The following is an 18,559-nucleotide window of genomic DNA, read 5'->3' as shown; positions in this document are numbered from 1 at the left end:
CATGATCAGCGGTTCCAAGCGTAAGGCCCGATGATCGTGCCCACAAAGCCCCCGGCGCGCTTGGTGCTGAGGAAGCTGTCGTCGAGCCCGGCCTTCAGCGTTTGCTGCTTGCCCCCCACGCGATAGTCGAACGCCATCGTGCCGCCATTTGCGCGGATGGTCAGCGTCACGGGCCCTGCTGTCGCGATGGGCGCCGCGGCGACGAGCGTGTCGGCATCCGCATTGTCGCGCGTGTAGAGCGCGATCATCGCCTTGCCCGCGATGCGAGTGATGCCGAACACCAGATACGAGCGATCATTTTGCACCGCTGCAAGCCCGGCCCCTTCGCCATCGGTGTCGGGGGAATAGCGCAGGGTGGTCGATACGGTTGCAATAGGATGCTGCTGCCGTCGCCCGATAAAGGCGGGTGCGCCCGAAATATCGCCCAGCGCGGCACCGCGCTCGAGGACCAGCGCGCCGCGGTCCAGTCGATAGACCGGATGTTTGGGCGTGCGTATGCCGACCCATTGCGGGCCGAGGCGCGACGCCTTGAACGTCTCTACATAGCCAAAGTCGCCGCTGAGCGGCAGCGCCGGTGCCGGTTGCTTGGGCAGCTTGGGGCGCTGCGCGACGAACGGGATCGCCGTTCCGGCGGGCAAGATCTGTGGCCAGCCGTCGCGCCAGGTGACGGGGAGCAGAAAAGTCTCGCGCCCGATATTGTAGAGCCCGTCTTTATAGGGACGCGTCGCGAGGAAGGTCGCCCACCAGTCTCCATTCTGCGTCTGGACAAACTTTGCATGGCCCGCCGATGTTACCGGATTGGCGCGGGTGGGATCGAGCGTGCGCTGGGTGAGAATCGGATTGCCCGGAAAGGGCACATAGGGACCGTCAACGGAATCGGCGCGGAACACGACCTCCGAATGGTTGTCGCTCGTCCCGCCCTCGGCCGCGATCAGATAATAGCGGCCGTCGCGTTTCAGCAGGTGCGGGCCTTCGATCCAAATGGGCTTTTTGGACAGGTCGACCCCGCCATTGACGATCTGCGTTCGCGGCCCGACGAGCTTCAGCGTCCGCCAGTCGAACGCCTGCATCCAGATCGCGCGATGGCCTTCGTAGCGTGGCGTTTCGTCGGGGGCACCGTTGTTGACGATATACGCCGTGTCACCGTCCCAGAAGATCGACGGATCGATCCCTTCGAAGGGCAGCCACACCGGGTTCGACCACGGACCTGCGGGGTTTTTCGCGGTGATGACGAAATTGCCGCCACATTGCACACATGTATTGACGATGTAGAAGATGCCATCGTGGTAGGAGATGTCGGGCGCGAACACGCTTTGCGAAACCGTGCGCCCGGTAAAATCGATTTGCTCGGGCCGATCGATCGCATTGCCGATCTGCGTCCAGCTGACCAGATCTTTCGACCGGAAGATCGGCAGCCCCGGGAAGTGCGAGAAGGACGAGTTGACCAGAAAATACTCGTCGCCGACGCGCGTTACGGACGGATCGGGATAGTATCCCGACAGGATCGGGTTGCTATAGGCGTCTGCCCGGTGCGCGACCCGCTCCTCTGACCGCCCCTGATAGCTAAAATCTTGGAATCGCGCGGGGTCGGCATTGGCGGCACCGGCCCATGCCAGCAGCAGCGCAGCGATCGGCCCTCGGCACCGCATGGACGATCGCTGCTTCACTCGACTCTCCCGGCTCAGGCGGGCGATGCTCGGGCATCGCTACCGACTTGCGTGTTGGCCGGACCATACATCAAAGAACAACTCAGACAATTAGCCGCCGCGTGTTTTTCCCTTCAAAGCCGAAAGGGCGACGAGAGGCGCCCGTTCAGGCGGCGGCGATCTCGCGCAACGCCTGCTCGAACGCTTCGGGAGGCTGTCCGCCCGAAATAAGGTACTGATCGTTGATGGCGATCGCGGGGACCGAATGGATCCCGCGCGAGAGCCAGAGCTGCTCGGCGGCGCGCACCTCCTGTGCATACAGATCGCTTGCGAGGATTTCCGCCGCGCGCGCCGGATCCAGCCCAACCTTCTCGGCCACGGCGACCAGCACCGCCGGATCGGACGGATCCTGCTGATCGGTGAAATAGGCCTCGAAGAGCGCGCGTTTCAACGCGGCTTGTTTGCCCTCAAGGTCCGCCCAGTGGAGCAGCCGATGCGCGTCGAACGTGTTATAGATCCGGCTCGTGTCGCTCATCTGCATCGTAAAACCGAGATCGGCGGCACGCTGCCGGATCATCGCGCGGTTGGCGGCCGATTGTTCGGGCGTCGCGCCATATTTTTCAGCGATATGCTCGCCGATATTCTGGCCCGCTTTGCCCATTTGCGGGTTGAGCTCGAACGGCTTGAAAGTGATGTCGGCATCGATCAGATCGCCCGTCCGCGCGAGGGCTTCCTCCAGCCCGCGCAGGCCGATGATGCACCACGGGCAGGAAACGTCGGAAACGAAATCGATCTTCATCGGCTTGGACATGCGGCACCCTCTGCAGCTGGAGTGTTGTGAGGAAGCGATGTGGGGTGCGCCCTTCGAAAATACACCGGGTACACCTCTTGTTATCAACTATATTGTGCACAATATAAAAAGCCCACACGAACCCTTTCTTTGAGGAGACGACCATGAGCACGCTTTACAGCACGAAGGTAACCGCCATTGGCGGCCGGAGTGGCACCATCCGCAGCGAAGACGGCCTGCTTGACCTGCAGCTCGCCCTCCCGACCTCGCTCGGTGGCAAGGGTGGCGCGACCAACCCGGAGCAATTGTTTGCGGCAGGCTATGCCGCCTGTTTCGAAAATGCCGTGATCCACGTGACGCGGGGCAAGGCCGAAAAGGTCAAGGATGACGACATCGTCGTGATTGCCGAGGTCGGCTTGTCGCCCAACGCATCGGGCGGGTTCGTACTGTCGGTCGCGCTCGATGTGACGATCACCGGGCTCGACCAGGCCAGTGCCGAGGCGATCGTCGCGGCGGCCCACGCCGTCTGCCCCTATTCGAACGCGGTAAAGGGGAATATCGACGTCAAGATCACCGTCACCACCAAGTGACGGAGGCGGAGGCGGCAATGGGCGAAGACGATGATTTCCTGCGGTTAGACCTGCAGGTGTGCTTCCCGCTCTATGCCGCCTCCAACCTGTTCAGCCGACTCTATCGTCCGGTGCTGGCCAAGCTCGGGCTGACCTATCCGCAATATCTGGTGATGCTGGTCTTGTGGGAGCAGGCTCCGCAAAGCGTCGGCGCGCTGGGCGAGCGGCTGCATCTCGACAGCGGGACGTTGACCCCCTTGCTCAAGCGGATGGAGGGGGCGGGGCTGGTGACCCGGCAGCGCGACGCGGCCGATGAACGGCGGGTTCTGATTGCCCTGACCGAGCAAGGCATGGCGCTGCGCCAGCAAGCGCGCGACGTGCCGCAAACCCTGGCGAGCGGCCTTTCTTTGTCGCCCGAGGAACTGATCGAATTGCGCGCGAGCGTACAGCATCTGGTCGCGGTGCTCGCGTCGGCTGAGGCGACCGTCTCGCCCAGTTGATATTGCGTACCGCGCCGCGCCGTCGCAGGACAGCGCAATGCGCACCACGTCCTCCACCGCCACCGTGCGGCTCTATTATCTCGACGAAAACGACGCGGTTGCGCAGACCTTGTTCTACGGCCCGCTATCCGAGGCGATGCTGCTCGCCAGCCAACAGCCCGAGGAGGTGCAGGCCGGTCTGTGGCTGGCGACCGATAATGATGTGGTGGCGTTCCTCGACATCAGCGACGGCTGACGGGGAGGGGGCTGGACCGGGACCGGGGGACGCGCCGCCCCCCGGCCCCGCACGCGTTACCAGCTCAAGCCGATCCGCGCATAGACATAGCGGCCGTTGAAGCCGAACGGCGAGTAATATGGGAATGCCACCAGCCCGGTGCTGTTGAGCGTGGTCCCGACCGATGAGGTGAGTTTCACATAATCGGGATAGGTGTCGAGCAGGTTGTTCGCGCCGACCGCGACGTTGACGTTCTTCACCAGTTGATAGCGCGCCTCGAGATCGAAGATCGTGTGCCGCCCGCTGTGAATGTCATTCGCCGCCAATCCGTTGCCGCTGCTCGGCTGGGTCACGTCGCCATAATACGATGCGCGCCCGGTCACGCCGATCTTGTCGAGCGACCAATCGACCGTGCCGACCACCTTTTCGCGCGGCGTGCCCTGTTCGAACGAGATGATGCGCTGGCGTGTGAACAGCGCCTGCGTCGAACTGGTCGAGACGCCGTTGACGAGCGCGGTGATCGTGGCATTGCCCGGGAAGCTGGTCACCTTGATGTCGTTGAAATTGGCGGCGGCGGTCAGATCGAAGGTGCCCGCCGCAGGAGTCGCCTTGCGATAATGCGCGACGATGTCGATGCCCTTGGTGGTCGAGCGGATGCCGTTGAGCAGGAAGCGCCCGGCCGAGACGTTAAACGGCGCAAGCAAGGCCGCAACGACCGTGCCGCTCAGATTTTCCGACAGCGCAATCTGGTCGCGCTGCTTGATCTGATAGGCGTCGACCGAGAGATCGAACCCGCCCGAGCGCAGGACGAACCCTGCCGACAGGTTGCGCGATTTTTCGGCGCGCAGCGGTTGTCCGCCAAGTGCGACGCCGACCGCGCTGGTCGAGGGGAACAGGCCGGTTTCCACCACCGCGCCACCGGTGCCCAGCACCGAGGCGGTCGAGGTGAAATATTGTTGCTGCAGCGACGGCGCGCGGAATCCGGTCGAGGCGGTGCCGCGAATGGCGAACCAGGGCGCGAAGTCATAGCGCGCGCTGAGCTTGCCGGTCGCGGTTTCGCCAAAGTCCGAATAGCTCTCCCCGCGCACCGCCGCGCCGAGCGTCAATTTGTCGGTCGGCTTGGCTTCGAGGTCGAGATAACCCGACACGTTGTCGCGGTGCTTGTCGATCACGTTGGAGGGCTGGAAGCCGGGAAAGCCCTGCGCACCGCCGCCGAGCGCGGACGCCGCACCGGGCGCACGATTGTACGATGTCGGCTCGCCAGCGCCGATCTGGAAGCTCTCGCGGCGATATTCCACGCCCCAGGCAATGTTGATCGTGCCTTCGCCGAGCGGCTGCTCGCGCGAGACGTCGATCCCGCCGACCAGCTGGTCATAGGTCAGCTTGCCGTCGTAAAAATTCTTCTGCGAATTGGCACCATAAGTGGCGTTGCCCGAATTGCGCGTGTTGAAGTTGAGCTGGTTGCGGCCGTACGACACGTTGAAATCGACCTTCCAGCCCGACAATTCCCCGCGAATGCCGGCCGTCTCGGTCAGATCGTTCGATTCGACCGCGATCAGCGGGGTGAAGCCATCGGGATAGAGAGTCGCCAGTGCGGCGGCATTGGCGTTGTTGTCGGTACCGCCGTTGATGCGCGGGGTTGCCGCGCTGGTGCTGTTGCGATGCTGGTAGCCACCAAAGCCATACAGCGTCCAGCCCGTGTCGCCGAGCGGGGCCGCGGCATTCACATAGCCGGTATATTGCTCGACCGCAGGATCCCCGAAGCGCGAGCGTACCGTCAGCGGCGTCTTGCGCGGATCGAAGTCGCCCCGGCTGGTCGCGCCGCGGTTGAGATATTCGCCGGAAATGGTGAGGAAACCGTCCTCGCCGAGGCCGATGCCCTGCCATCCCGATGCGGTCACGGTCTTGCCGTCATGCTCGCTGCGGGCACCGCGCGCGGTGGTTACGTCGGTGATGTATTGGCCGTAGGTGACCGATGCCCCGCCGCCCGTGCGCGCTTCGCGCAGCCGCAAATTGACGACGCCCGCGATCGCGTCTGACCCATATTGCGCGGCCGCCCCGTCGCGCAGCACTTCGATCCGGTCGAGCGCCACCGAGGGAATCGTGTTCAAATCGACCGAAGCCGAGCCGCGCCCGACCGAACCGTTGGTGTTGAGCAGCGCCGAAGTGTGCGCCCGCACGCCGTTGATGAGCACCAGCGTCTGGTCCGGCGACAGGCCGCGCAGCGTAGCCGGGCGGATCGAATCGGTGCCATCCACCGCAGACGAGCGCGGGAAATCGATCGACGGAACGATCGCGGCGAGCGAGGCGGCGAGTTCGGTGGTGCCCTGATGCTGCAGGTTGGCGGCGCTCAGCACGTCGATCGGCGCGATGCTGTTCAACCGCGACCGGCCGGTGGTGCGCGTGCCGGTGACGACGATGTCCTGGTTCGCGGCCGCCTCCGGGGCGGTCGCTTCGGGCGCATTGGCGGGAACGCTTTGCGCGCTGGCGGCGGCAGCGTAGCTCAGCGCCAGCGCGGAGACAGCGACGGCGAGGGTCGGGCGGAGGTTGGTCATGGTAAGGTCCCTTTGCGAAATCACGTTTTGTCGTTGGTGGCCGGAACAGCCGAGGCCTGGCGCAGCAGGCGCGGGCGCGCCCTTAGGGCGGCAGCAAAATCCAACGCTGGATTTTGGGAAAACGTCCGGCTGCGACAGGGGTGAACGATCGAACGACGTGATGCTTCATGCAGATAAAATGTCCGTGCGGCCCCCGAAGCGGCATTGCACTGAAATTCCTCTGTACTGACCGGGATTACAATGTGGCCAAACCCTTAGCGCGGCCAAGAATAGCTTCTGGCCTGCCATCAGCGTGTGGGCGGCAGGGGGGATTGGCGCGGCACAGCGGCACGCCAGTCGCGAAGCGACCGTCAGGACTTCCGTGTGCGGGTGAATCCTAAAATCGCCCCATGAGCCCTGACTCGGACAAAAGACCCCTAAAAAGTGAAACGTTTCACAATGGCGTCATACTGCGGTGCGACAGCGCAGTACCGAATCGGAAAAAAGGGGGACAAACATGGCTTTCACGAAATTATCCGGAGCCTTGGGGGCTCGGGTGGCCAGCGGCGCGCTCATTGCCATCCTGTGCGCGCAACAGGCGCATGCGCAGCGCGCGGAAACATCGGACACGTCACCGGCCGAGGTCGCTGCGGCAGAGGGAGGCGACATCGTCGTGACCGGGCAGAAGCTCGGTGCGGGCAAGGCACGCGCGACGTTCGAGCTGGACCGCACCGACATTGCCGACCGCCCGCTCGGGGCAGATATCACCCAGAGCCTGGCCAAAGTACCGGGCGTCAAGGTTTCGACCGGTGACGCACGCGGCGGCTCCTTCTCGTTCGAGCTGTTTTTGCGCGGCCTGAACAAGGAGCAGATCGGCCTGACGCTGGACGGTATTCCGACCGGCGATGCGCGCTTCAATGGCGGGTCCCCGCCGCAGCGCTTCATCGATTCGAGCAACATCAGCACTATCGTCGTGTCGCAGAGTGCGGGCGATATCGGCGCGCCATCGCGTTTCGCGCTCGGCGGCTTCATCGATTTCCGCACCGAGGAGCCGGCCCGTGATTTCGCAGTCACGGCGGAAGGGGGCGTCGGCAGTTTCGACTATAATCGTGCCTCGCTACGGATCGACACCGGCACTCTTCCGGGCGGTGTCGCCATGTATGGCAGCTTCTCGCACCAGCGGAATGCTGTGTGGGCGGGGCCGAACGCACGGCATTCCAATCGCGACCATGGCGAGTTCAAGGCGGTCAAGACGTTCGACAACGGATCGTTCCTGAAGGCTCGGGTGTCGTACAACAGCCAGTTCGACAATGACTTCAACATTGTCACGCTGGCGCAGTTCAGGGCCAATCCGAAGAGCGATTTCCTCAACGATACGCTGACCGGCATTCCCAACCAGGATTTGAACTATGGCGGCACCTTCGGCGGCGCGCGTCGCGATTTCCTTGCCTATCTCAACGGCAAGTTTGTCCTTGCCGACCATGTGACCCTCGCCATCAACCCTTATTACCAGACGCTCGACGGCTATTCGCTAAGCTATCAGAACCGTCACCGTCAGCTTGCTGGCGCGGACCCGTATGCGGTGCTCGGCTATACCGCGACCGGCGGCGCTGTGCGCCCGGCGCTGGCAACCACGTCCAATCCGAACGTGGTTGGTGGCCCGGCCGACATGCGCGTCACGCCGCGCAAGCGCGAGCGCTATGGCAGCACAGCGGAGCTTACGATCGCGGATCTGGTGCCGCGCAATACCGTCCGCATCGGCGGCTGGTTCGATGGCGGCACGTCGTCCGAGGAACGCGACTTCTATCCGATCCTTCCCTCTACCACGGAGCTCGCGTGGAAGGGCGGGTTGCCGTCCTATGTGCTTTACAATCGGTCGACCTCGATCACGACGCTCGAATTTTACGGGCAGGATTCTTTCCAGCTTGTACCGGGCATATTTCGCCTCGATGCTGGCGTGACGTGGTACCACATCCGATACAAAGCGCAGTCGCCGCTGGAATATTCGGCCAAGCTCGATTTTTCGCAGAATTCGCCAGTTCAGCCAAAGGCCGCGTTCAGCCTCACGCCGCTTGCACACCTTGAAATTTTCGGCGGTTTCGCCCGCAATTTCTCGGGCATCCCGGAGGATGCTTTCCTCGGCTCGACCGCCATCATCCAGCCCGGCGACTTAAAGCCCTTGCAGTCGAGCAACATCGATGGCGGCGTGCGCTATACCGCAAAGCACCTGGCGCTGTCCGCGCAGGCGTTTCATGTCCACCTGAAAAACGGCGTGGGAATCGTGCCCAACGATCCGACCGTCACCGATCCGATCGACATTCAGCGCGGAAACCTGGCCACGCGCGCCGCGAGCATCCTGGGGCAGACCAGCAACGGCGTCGAGGTCGCGGCGCTGGCGACTTTCCCCTGGATCGACGCCTATGCGACCTATTCCTATCAGCAAGCCAAATACGATGACGCCGCCATCGGATCGCGCGATCGGCTCAATCTTGCCTCGGTCGGGATCATCGCGGGGAGCGATGTCCGGGATATCCCGCGCAACAGCGCCTATGGCGAACTGACGCTGAAGCCCGTTGCGGGGCTGCGGCTGCAGGGCAATATCAAATATATCAGCAGCCGGGTGGGGGGCGACATCATCGCGCCGACCACCTTCCAGGAAGTCGCGATCGACCGCATCCCGGGGTACACGCTGGTCGGCGCGATGGCCCGCTATGACCTGCCGCAGATCGGCGTGCTGAAGAATGCCTCGATCCAGCTTAACGTCGATAATGTGTTCGACGTCGGCTATATCGCCTCGGTCACCAGCGCGACCGCGACGGCGACCGAAACCGGGTTGCCGGGGCGTTCGCTGGGCCGCTACTTCATCGGTGCGCCGCGCACCGTGACCGCGTCCTTCCGGGTCAGGTTCTAAGGGCGCTGAGCGCGCGCTCAGTCGCGATACCCTCTCGTGTCGACCGAGGCTGACACCTGTCATGCTCGGTCGGCAGGAGGAGCGCGGATCGTCGCGACCGCCCCTGTGCTCGCAGGTGCGGGCGACGCGGCATGTCGGGGGCATTTCGGGGCTGGACCATGCCGGGTTCATTCTCCTCGATCTGCCCGCCCATCTGCTTGCGCGCGATCCTCGACGACTTGTGGATGGATTTTGATAAACGTACGCAAGGCTGTGCCAGGTGGGAGGGAATAAGAACCGCAATGGGAGACGCGAAGCGGGCACGACCACCGACGCTGAAGGATCTCGCGCGCGAAGCCGGTGTCTCGCTCACCAGCGCGTCTTACGCCATTAACGGGACCGGCTCCGTCGGCCCGAAGACCCGCGCGCATATCCTTGATGTCGCAAAGCGCATCGGCTTTCGCCTCAATCTGAGCGCGAAATCGATGAAGTCGGGCCGCTCGGGCATGTTGGCGCTCATCATTCCCGATCTCGGCAATCCGTTCTTCGCGGCGCTGGTCCAGGCCGTGTTCCGCGAAGCACGCGCGGCGGGGTATCAAATCTATATGACCAACACCGAAGGATCTGAAGAGATCGAGGCGGAAGCGCTGGCGATGGCGGTCGGGTTGCGGGTCGATGGCCTCATCTGGTTTTCGATACGAGACAAGGACACCTCGGACGGCATCCTGTCCAATACGCCGACGGTCGTGCTCGATCGCACGGTTCCTGGATATGACACCGTGAGCGTGGACTATCTGGAGGCGGGGCGTCTTGCCGGGCAGTATCTTCTGGAACGCGGCCATAGCCGGATCGGGATCGTGTCCGGCCCGCTCGACATCGCCAGCATGCGGGACCGCTGCGCGGGTGTGGTCGAGGCCTTCCGCAAGGGCGGGGAGATCGTCTTCAACCTGGAGAACAGCTTTTCGCTCGACCTCGAACCGATCGTCAAAGCGCGCTTGATCGAGGACCGCCCGACCGCTGTCTTCGCGGGGGCGGATATCATCGCGATTGGCGTCATTCGCTTCGCACAGACCCAGGGTCTGGCGGTGCCTGCCGATCTGTCTGTGCTGGGGTTTGACGATATCGATCTCGCCAGCCTGACCCAGCCCCAGCTCTCCACCTGCGAAATCCCGATCGAACACCTCGCCGGACGCGCCTTGCAAACGCTGGTCGCTCGAATCAAGGGGCGGGACGATGCCATCCAGTCCTTGCTGGTTGAATCCCGCGTCATCGAGCGCGAGTCGGTTGCCCGGCTGCTGCCGCTGCTTCCTGTCGAAGCCGGACACGCCGTTCGCTCTGACGGCACATGCCAATGAGCGCCGATAGCTACGCCCGCAGAACCCCCTCTTCCTTTAATAATGTGAACGTTCACATTTCTGTCATTATCAGCCGTCATTTCAGGCGGATGAGGTTTGCATCTCCCCGCTGCGGCGGGGCCAGGGGCCAGCCATACCGAGCGAGGGAAACGGGACATGCCTATCACACGACGCGCGCTTCTGGTGGGAGCAGCGGGCTCGACGTTGCTGCTGGGTGCGCCAGCGATCGTGCGCGCGCAGCAAGTCTTCCGCGCCTATCCCTTTACGCTCGGCGTGGCGGCCGGAGACGCGGCGGCAGACGGCTTCGTGCTGTGGACGCGCCTCGCGCCCGAGCCGCTGGAGCCGCATGGCGGTATGCCGATGGCGCCGATCGCGGTGCAGTGGGAAGTCGCTGCCGATCCGGCTTTCAAGACAATCGCGGCCAAGGGTGAGGCGCTCGCGCGGCCCGAACTGGGCCATTCGGTGCATGTCGAGGTGGCGGGGCTGCAGGCCGATCGGCCCTATTGGTATCGCTTCACCTGCGGCCGCGAGCGTTCGATGCGCGGGCGGGTGAAGACGCTGCCGGCCGCCGGTGCCTCGGTTGCCAGGGCCCGGTTCGTCGTGGTCGGCTGCCAGCATTACGAACAGGGCCTCTACACCGCTTATGGCCATGCCGCGCGCGAGGAGGCGGATTTCGCGTTCCACTATGGCGATTACATTTACGAAGGCCGCACCTCGCCGATCAATTTCGATTATGGCGGTGCGCCGCGCAAATTCATCCGCGCGCATGTCGGCGAGGAGCCGTACAGCCTCGACGATTATCGCCGCCGCTACGCACAGTATAAGACCGACCCGGATCTCCAGGCGGCCCATGCCGCGACCGGCTGGTACGCCACGTTCGACGATCATGAGGTGCAGAACAACTGGGTCAGCGACCGCGACCAGAACGGCACCCCGCCCGAGGCCTTCCTGCTGCGCCGCGCCGCCGCCTTCCAGGCCTGGTATGAGCACATGCCGGTCCGCAATGCGTCGATCCCGCATGGCGGCGCGATCCAGGCCTATCGTCGCGCACGGTTCGGCGATCTGCTCGATCTGCATTTGCTCGACACCCGCCAGTTCCGTACCGATCAGCCCTGTGACGACGGCTTCAAGGCGCGCTGCGCCGGCTGGGATGCGGCCGATGCGCAGGTGCTGGGCAGCCCGCAAGAGGCCTGGCTCGGCCGCAACCTCGCCGAGGGCAAGGCACGCTGGAACGCGATCGCGCAGCAGGTGATGGTGATGCCGCTCGATCGCCGCATGGGCGATGAGCCCGAGCCGATCCGCAACATGGACAGTTGGGGCGGCTATGATCGCCCGCGTGAGCGGTTGCTCTCCAGCTTCGCCGGGCACGGCAATGTCGTGGTGCTGACCGGCGACGAGCACCAGAATTACGCGGGTGAACTGCGCACCCACGCCAGGCAGGGCGAAGCGGTGGCGGTCGAATTCGTCTCCACCTCGATCAGCTCGGGGGGCGACGGTGCCGATGTCCGCGCCGGCAGCGACAAGATCCTCGCGCGCAACCCCTATCTCAAATATATGAACGATTGGCGCGGCTATCTGCTGTGCGACGTGACCAGCGACCAGTGGCAGGCGCAGTTCCGCACGGTCGACCAGGTTACCGAACCCAACGCGCCGGTGAAAACGGCGCGCACCGCGATCGTGCCGCATGGCCGTCCCCAGCTCGATTTCGCCTGACGGGGACGCTGATTGCATAAGGATGAAGGGGACTGCCTGCCCGACACACGGCGGCGCGCGGCGATCCGTCGCGTCGGCGAGGTCGGGCTGGCGGCGGCGGTCGTCGCGGCAGGTGCGCCGCTGTCGGCAAACGCAGGGGCGAAGATGCAGCGGGAAATGATGCCTGATTTTGGCCCGAATGTGGTGGTGCTGGATCCGTCCATGCCCGACGGCGAGATACAGGCGGCGATCGATGCGATCTTCGCGCTGCAGGAAGCCGCGCACTTCACCGATCGGCGCTTCGCCATCCTGTTCCGGCCGGGTCGCTATCGCGCCGATGTAAAGGTGGGGTTTTTCACCCAGATCCTTGGCGTCGGGGCGCTGCCCGGTGCGGTGACGATTGACGGTCAGGTTCGCGTCAACGCCGATTGGCTGAAGGGGGATGCCCTTGCCAATTTCTGGCGCGGTGCCGAAAATCTGACGGTTCGCCCGCCCAAGGGCTGGGATCGCTGGGCGGTATCGCAGGCGGCACCCTATCGGCGCATCCATATGCTGGGCGATCTGGTGCTCGACGACGGCGGTTCGTCGAGCGGCGGCTTCCTTGCCGATTGCCGGATCGAAGGGACGGTTCACGCGGGCAGTCAGCAGCAATGGTATAGCCGCAGCAGCCGGATCGGCGGATGGCAGGGCGTGAATTGGAATATGATGTTCCAAGGCGTCCAGGGCGCGCCCGCCACGAGCTTTCCTGACCCGGCGGTGACGACGCTGCTGCGCGTTCCGCTGCTGCGCGAAAAGCCGTTTCTTCAAGTGGACGAGGCTGGCCGCTGGTCGGTGTTCGTGCCCGCGCTGCGCCGTGACGCGGTCGGGCCGAGTTGGGCGGAGGGCCATGCGGCGGGAAGCGCCCTGCCGATCGCGCATTTCTTCCTTGCCCATCCCGGCATGGACGCCGCGACGCTCAATGCAGCGCTGGAGCGGGGACAGCATTTGCTGTTCACACCCGGCGTCTATCGGCTCGCTGCGCCGATCCGGGTGAAGGGTGCCAATCGCGTGCTGCTCGGGCTTGGGCTCGCGACGTTGCAGGCGGTGGCCGGCACGGCGGTGCTGGAGATTGACGATGTCCCCGGCGTCACCGTGGCCGGGCTGATGATCGATGCCGGGGCCGAGCGGTCAACCGTGCTGGTGCGGGTTGGCCCGCCTGGCAGCGACGGCGATCATCGGCACAACCCGGTGCTGCTGGCCGACCTGTTCTTCCGCGTAGGCGGGGTCGAGGTGGTGAAGGTGGAGACCTGTTTGGAGATCAACAGTCATCACGTCCTTGCCGATCATGTGTGGATCTGGCGGGCCGACCATGGCGATGTCGATGGTAGGCGGGTGCATGTCGGCTGGGACGAGAGCACCGGCGACCATGGGCTGGTGGTGAACGGCGACGACGTGACGGTCCACGCGCTGTTCGTCGAACATTTCCAGCGGTATCAGACGTGGTGGCGCGGTGAGCGCGGCCGTACCTATTTCTATCAGAACGAACTGCCCTACGATCCGCCGACCCAGGCGGCGTGGATGGCGGGGGGCACGCGCGGCTGGGCCGCCTATAAAGTGGACGACGGGGTGCGCGAACACGAGGCGGTGGCGCTGGGCATTTATGTCTATTTCCGCACAAACCCCGATGTCGTGCTGGAAAGCGCCATCGAGGCACCGGGGCGGCCAGGGGTGCGCTTCCGCGACGTCACGACCATGTCGCTGGGGGGCGGGGTGGGCACGATCGCGCACCTCGTGAACGACACCGGTGCTGCTGCCCGGCACGGTGCCACGCAGCAGCGGCTTACTGCTTACCCCTGACCGGCTGGCGCGGGTTCGCGAACCATGAGCATCACCAGCCCGCCCGCAAAGGTCAGTCCTGACAGCAGGAAGAGCAACGGCGCGAAGCTGCCCGGCATCGCGGCCAGCCAGGCGACAGCGGTGCCGATCAGCGCCGGCAGCGTGTTGGTGAGGTTCAGGATGCCGAGATCGCGGCCGCGATGCCGCTCGCTGGGCAGTTCCTGCATCCAGAAGGCACCGTGGAGCGCCATGAACACTTGCGCGCCGACGCCATAGACCAGGAACCCCGCCACCGCGACCGGGCGGGTGGCCGCGAGCGCCATCACGGCCAGTCCGCCGGCGGTGACTGCAGCGGCCCCCAGCAGGAAGGGTTTGCGTCGCCCGATCCGATCCGACAGCCGCCCGAGCAGCAGCGTGCAGGGGAGGGGGAGCAAATACGCGAGCACCAGCGTGCGACTTACGAAATCGGCGGCGTCGATGGCGGCCTGCCGTGGCGGCAGATCGGCAAAGTAGTAATAGAGATAGAGCGTCAGCCCGTTACCGGCCGATTGCAGCAACAGGCGTGCGATCCAGGCGACCGCCAGATTGCGGCGGGCCACGGCGCGCGGGATGGGGGCCGCGTGCGTCGGCAGTCGGCGGGCAGTCGAGAAAGCGAGCGGAACGATCAGCAGCGCAATCGCCAGCGACAGCAGGCAAAGGCGTCCGGTCTCGCTGAGGCCGGGCAACTTCACCAGCGCCCAGGCGGTGGCGGCACCGATCGGATTGGCGAGCGCGAGCAGCCCGCCGGTAAAGCCTTTCTGTGCGTCGGGGATCTCGTCTGCCATCAGCGCCAGCAACGGTGCCAGCACGGCATTGGCGGCGCATTGCACCGCCACCACCGCCAGCAGCACGCCGAGTGGCGATGTGGCGCGGGCGAACAGCGCATAAGACAGCGCCAGGCCGACGATGCCGAGCAGCAGCCAGCGCCGCCGCCCATGACCGCGCGCGACCGATCGGTCGCTCAGCCAGCCGAAGCCGAGATTCGCGCCGATCGCCGCCAACGTTCCGATCAGCGCGACCAGGGTGAACAGGTTCAGCCGGTCGACACCGGCGACCGCTTCCACCTTCATTGGCAGGAAGACGGTGAATAAGGGCAGGTATCCGATCGTCCCGCCTGCGTTCGCAAGTGCGAAAAGAAGCAAAAAACGCCAATGCCGCGCGCTGGTATCGGCGGGGGTAAAGGGACGCGGGACTGTCATGCCCGGTCGCGAATAGAGCGTGCGTCCTGCCGTGCCAACGCCGTTTCGAGACTTCCTTTTTGCGCGAGCGATTCCGCTTCGCCCATGCCGGACGATTGCCGAAATATGACAGTTATGAGAACGATCTCTAGGTAAAATGCTACGAAAATGTGACTTGTTGACCCAATAAAGAATGTTTGTATGAGAACGTTCACATCATGGAGGGACCATGATTTAGCGATAGCGGGGAGCCCATATGACACGTGAACACTCAAGGAAATCGACGATTTGGCTGGCGGGGATCTCCTCGCTGGCATTGCTGGCGGTGCCCAGCGTTGCTGCAGCGCAAAATACCAGCCCCAACGATTCGCCGGCCGCCAAGGACGATGGCGATATCGTCGTCACCGGCATCCGCGCGAGCTTGCGCGAATCGCTGGCGCTGAAGCGTGATGCGCAGGGCGTCGTCGACGGCATCACCGCCGAAGACATGGGCAAGTTCCCGGACACCAACCTCGCCGAATCGCTCCAGCGCATCACCGGCGTTTCGATCGACCGCTCGATCGGCGAGGGCTCGACCGTTACCGTCCGCGGCTTTGGCCCCAATTATAACCTGGTGACGCTCAACGGCCGCCAGATGCCGACCTCGACGCTGGACGGCGGCGCGACCGCGCCGACCTCGCGCCTGTTCGACTTCGCCAATCTTTCGTCCGACGGCATCGCCGCGGTCGAGGTTCACAAGACCGGTCGCGCCGACATCGAATCGGGCGGCATCGGCTCGACGATCAACATCCGCACGCCGCGCCCGCTCGACAAGCCGGGTCTGCACGGCAGCTTCGCCGTGTCGGGCATGTATGATACGTCGAGCAACGCGAAAAACACGCCCATCACGCCCGAAGTTTCGGGCATCGTCAGCGACAGCTTCCTCGACAATCGCGTCGGCATCCTGCTCACCGGCACCTATCAAAAGCGCAAGGCGGGCAATAACGAAGCCTATGTCGGCTGGAAGAACGGCCGCACCGGATCGGACACCAGCGGCGAGCTCGCCCAGCCGGGCGATCCGCGCTACGCCAACATCACCAATCGCCCGACCGGCGACCAAGTCTACACCGTGCCGCAAAATGCCGGCATCGGCATCAACGATATCGAGCGCGAGCGGATCAACGGCCAGGCGGTGCTGCAATTCAAGCCGACCGACACGCTGACCGGTACGATCGACTATACCTATTCGCGCAACCGCGTGACGGTGCGCAGCAACAGCATCGGCGTCTATTTCAACAATAACGACACCGTCAGCCAGTGGACCAGCGGCGCGGTGGCGAGCCCGGTCTTCTACACCGAGCGGTTCAAGGCGAGCGAAGGCAAGGACGTTTCCTACGTCAGCAACCTCAGCGCCAACCAGAGCGAGAACAATTCGATCGGCGCGAACCTGCAGTGGAAGCCGGGAGGAGACTTCTCGTTCGAGTTCGACGGCCATCACTCGATCGCCAGTTCTGGCCCGACCAACAAATACGGCACCAGCACTTCGGTCAGCACCGCGATCTTCGGCGCGGCCAGCCAAACGATCGACTTCACCCACTATATGCCCGTGCTGTCGATCACGATGCAGCCGGGGATCGACCTGCTCGACGCGTCGCGTATTCAGGCGACCGGGAACTCGTTCCGCAACGGCATGTTCCGCGACGAGATCAACCAGGCCCAGTTCAAGGGCCGCTGGGAGCATGGCGGTCTGCTCGACAGCGTCGACTTCGGCATCTCCTATGTCGATAACAAGGTCCGCTCGGCCTATGGCTATCTGCAGAACAACACCTGGGGCGGTGCTGGCCCGGCCTCGGATTTGCCCGACAGCCTGTTCTCGCTCGCAACCATTCCGGACAAATATCCGGGCCTGAAGACCGATGGCAGCCTGCTGATCCAGAAGATCTTCACCAAGAATTTCGAGAGCCTCGTGGGTAATCTCGAGAGTCTCTATAAGGTGTGCTCGAAGCCGCAGAGCGGTACGCCGCTCGGGCCCGACACCTGCCTGGCGCAATATACCGTCGATCGTCACATTGAGGAAAAGACGCTCGCGCCGTACCTTCAGGCGAATGTGAAGTTCGACGCGTTCGGCCGCCCCGCGCATTTCTATGCCGGCGTTCGTTACGAAAAGACCTGGATCGACTCCTCCGCGCTCGTGCCGGTGGCGACGGGTACCAAGTGGGTTTCGGCGAACGAGCTCAACGTCGTCTATTCGGGCAAGAGCGACTATACGACGCTCAGCGGATCGTATGAGAACTGGCTGCCGTCGTTCGACTTCGACATCTCGCCGCTGAAAAACGTGAAGCTGCGTGCCTCGTACGGCCATACCATCGCGCGGGCGGATTATGGCAGCCTGCAGGGCGGTCAGACGATCGATTCGCTGTTCCGGGTCGATGGCGGCACCGGCAGCCAGGGCAATCCCGGCCTGCTGCCGTACAAGTCCAAGAACCTCGATTTCTCGGCGGAATGGTATTACCGGCCTGATAGCTACATTTCGGTCGGCTATTTCCATAAATCGGTGGTGAACTTCATTGGCACCGGCCAGGTGAAGAAGCCGGTGTTCGGTCTGACCAACCCGGCGGACGGCCCCCGTTACAAGGCGGCGATCGCGGCGCTCGGCGCGGGTGCGACGTCGAACGACATCCGCCAGTATATCTTCAAGAACTACCCCAATTCGGTGGTGATCACCGGCGGTACGCCGGGCAATTACACCGGCGACATTCTCGGCCTGCCCGAGGACAATCCGGTGCAGTTCACCGTCAATACGCCGGTGAACAACAACCAGACTGCCAACGTCCATGGCTGGGAATTCGCGCTCCAGCACGCCTTCTGGGACACGGGCCTCGGCATGATCCTGAACTACACGATCGTCGATGGCGACGTGCACTATAAGAACAACATGCCCGCAACGGTGAACCAGTTCGCGCTGGTCGGCCTGAGCGATACGGCGAATGTGATCGGCTATTACGACAAGAACGGCATCCAGGCGCGCGTCGCGTATAACTGGCGCGCCGAGTTCCTGTCGGGCGCGGGGTCGAACCCGAGCTATACCGAAGCCTATGGCCAGCTCGATGCCAGCGCGAGCTGGGAAGTGCGGCCGCGCGTCACCCTGTTCGTCGAAGGGATCAACCTGACCGGCGAAGGGCGTCGCGCACACCAGCGGACCGACCAATATGTCACCGTCACCGCGCCGGGCTATGCCCGCTATACGGCGGGCGTGCGCTACCGCTTCTGACGACCATCGGGCCTTGCGGTTTCGCGACCGCAAGGCCCTTCCACCCCGCCGCGCGGCGTGCCAACGCCTGCGGCGGGGATTTGGGAA

General features: G+C 64.0%; 12 protein-coding genes. 8 read left to right on the top strand and 4 right to left on the bottom strand.

Going from position 1 to position 18,559, the window contains the following annotated elements; genetic code table 11:
* Positions 1–5: 5 nt before the first annotated feature.
* Both ON00_RS04240 and ON00_RS04235 read right to left on the bottom strand, forming a co-directional pair.
* A complete protein-coding gene (locus ON00_RS04240) occupies positions 6–1,649 on the bottom strand; it encodes a glycoside hydrolase family 43 protein (RefSeq protein WP_010403413.1) in 1,644 nt (547 codons plus the stop codon).
* A gap of 163 nt (positions 1,650–1,812) precedes the next feature.
* Entirely contained in the window at positions 1,813–2,457 is a 645-nt protein-coding gene (locus ON00_RS04235; RefSeq protein WP_010403411.1) for a DsbA family oxidoreductase, read from the bottom strand.
* A 143-nt stretch (positions 2,458–2,600) separates the two neighbouring features.
* Between ON00_RS04235 and ON00_RS04230 the strand changes: the two genes are divergently transcribed.
* The 3 genes from ON00_RS04230 to ON00_RS04220 are packed head-to-tail and all read left to right on the top strand — an operon-like array spanning position 2,601 to position 3,740.
* Entirely contained in the window at positions 2,601–3,026 is a 426-nt protein-coding gene (locus tag ON00_RS04230; RefSeq protein ID WP_010403408.1) for an organic hydroperoxide resistance protein, read from the top strand.
* Between the two features lie 17 nt (positions 3,027–3,043).
* On the top strand, positions 3,044–3,505 hold the full coding sequence (locus ON00_RS04225; RefSeq protein ID WP_010403405.1) for a MarR family winged helix-turn-helix transcriptional regulator: 462 nt from the start codon (positions 3,044–3,046) through the stop codon (positions 3,503–3,505).
* Between the two features lie 37 nt (positions 3,506–3,542).
* Positions 3,543–3,740, top strand: coding sequence for a hypothetical protein (locus ON00_RS04220; protein WP_010403404.1), 198 nt, complete (start codon positions 3,543–3,545; stop codon positions 3,738–3,740).
* 56 nt (positions 3,741–3,796) lie between these two features.
* Here the strand turns inward: ON00_RS04220 and ON00_RS04215 are convergent, their stop codons facing one another.
* Positions 3,797–6,274, bottom strand: a complete 2,478-nt coding sequence (locus ON00_RS04215; protein ID WP_010403403.1) for a TonB-dependent receptor plug domain-containing protein — start codon at positions 6,272–6,274, stop codon at positions 3,797–3,799.
* A gap of 496 nt (positions 6,275–6,770) precedes the next feature.
* On the opposite strand from ON00_RS04215, the gene ON00_RS04210 reads away from it, so the two are divergent.
* From ON00_RS04210 to ON00_RS04195, 4 genes are all read left to right on the top strand, one after another.
* Positions 6,771–9,164 (top strand): TonB-dependent receptor, encoded by a 2,394-nt coding sequence (locus tag ON00_RS04210; protein ID WP_083834057.1) that lies wholly within the window; start codon positions 6,771–6,773, stop codon positions 9,162–9,164.
* A 281-nt stretch (positions 9,165–9,445) separates the two neighbouring features.
* Positions 9,446–10,498, top strand: a complete 1,053-nt coding sequence (locus ON00_RS04205; protein ID WP_010403401.1) for a LacI family DNA-binding transcriptional regulator — start codon at positions 9,446–9,448, stop codon at positions 10,496–10,498.
* Positions 10,499–10,654: 156 nt separating this feature from the next.
* Positions 10,655–12,211 carry an alkaline phosphatase D family protein gene (locus tag ON00_RS04200; protein WP_010403400.1) on the top strand — a complete coding sequence of 519 codons (1,557 nt, stop codon included), beginning with the start codon at positions 10,655–10,657 and terminating at the stop codon, positions 12,209–12,211.
* A 12-nt stretch (positions 12,212–12,223) separates the two neighbouring features.
* The gene (locus ON00_RS04195; protein WP_010403399.1) at positions 12,224–14,026 is read left to right on the top strand and encodes a hypothetical protein; all 1,803 of its coding nucleotides are present in this window, start codon (positions 12,224–12,226) and stop codon (positions 14,024–14,026) included.
* Here ON00_RS04195 and ON00_RS04190 read toward each other — a convergent pair.
* Complete coding sequence (locus tag ON00_RS04190) at positions 14,017–15,243, bottom strand: MFS transporter (RefSeq protein ID WP_010403397.1); 1,227 nt, start codon at positions 15,241–15,243, stop codon at positions 14,017–14,019. The two genes, ON00_RS04195 and ON00_RS04190, sit on opposite strands and share 10 nt — an antisense overlap.
* A 235-nt stretch (positions 15,244–15,478) precedes the next feature.
* Here ON00_RS04190 and ON00_RS04185 point away from each other — a divergent pair, with 235 nt between their 5' ends.
* Positions 15,479–18,472, top strand: a complete 2,994-nt coding sequence (locus ON00_RS04185; protein WP_010403395.1) for a TonB-dependent receptor — start codon at positions 15,479–15,481, stop codon at positions 18,470–18,472.
* The last annotated feature ends 87 nt before the right edge of the window (positions 18,473–18,559 follow it).

The organism is Sphingomonas echinoides ATCC 14820 (assembly GCF_000241465.1).
In the GTDB taxonomy this organism is placed as follows: Bacteria; Pseudomonadota; Alphaproteobacteria; order Sphingomonadales; family Sphingomonadaceae; genus Sphingomonas; species Sphingomonas echinoides.
The sequence above is the reverse complement of the archived record's forward strand: the minus strand, read 5'-3'. Positions and strand labels throughout refer to the sequence as shown.

Excerpts from the sequence above, each read along its gene's own strand:
- ON00_RS04240 (WP_010403413.1), bottom strand. The coding sequence starts at position 1,649 with ATGCGGTGCCGAGGGCCGATCGCTGCGCTGCTGCTGGCATGGGCCGGT.
- ON00_RS04235 (WP_010403411.1), bottom strand. The coding sequence starts at position 2,457 with ATGTCCAAGCCGATGAAGATCGATTTCGTTTCCGACGTTTCCTGCCCG.
- ON00_RS04230 (WP_010403408.1), top strand. The coding sequence starts at position 2,601 with ATGAGCACGCTTTACAGCACGAAGGTAACCGCCATTGGCGGCCGGAGT.
- ON00_RS04225 (WP_010403405.1), top strand. The coding sequence starts at position 3,044 with ATGGGCGAAGACGATGATTTCCTGCGGTTAGACCTGCAGGTGTGCTTC.
- ON00_RS04220 (WP_010403404.1), top strand. The coding sequence starts at position 3,543 with ATGCGCACCACGTCCTCCACCGCCACCGTGCGGCTCTATTATCTCGAC.
- ON00_RS04215 (WP_010403403.1), bottom strand. The coding sequence starts at position 6,274 with ATGACCAACCTCCGCCCGACCCTCGCCGTCGCTGTCTCCGCGCTGGCG.
- ON00_RS04210 (WP_083834057.1), top strand. The coding sequence starts at position 6,771 with ATGGCTTTCACGAAATTATCCGGAGCCTTGGGGGCTCGGGTGGCCAGC.
- ON00_RS04205 (WP_010403401.1), top strand. The coding sequence starts at position 9,446 with ATGGGAGACGCGAAGCGGGCACGACCACCGACGCTGAAGGATCTCGCG.
- ON00_RS04200 (WP_010403400.1), top strand. The coding sequence starts at position 10,655 with ATGCCTATCACACGACGCGCGCTTCTGGTGGGAGCAGCGGGCTCGACG.
- ON00_RS04190 (WP_010403397.1), bottom strand. The coding sequence starts at position 15,243 with ATGACAGTCCCGCGTCCCTTTACCCCCGCCGATACCAGCGCGCGGCAT.
- ON00_RS04185 (WP_010403395.1), top strand. The coding sequence starts at position 15,479 with ATGACACGTGAACACTCAAGGAAATCGACGATTTGGCTGGCGGGGATC.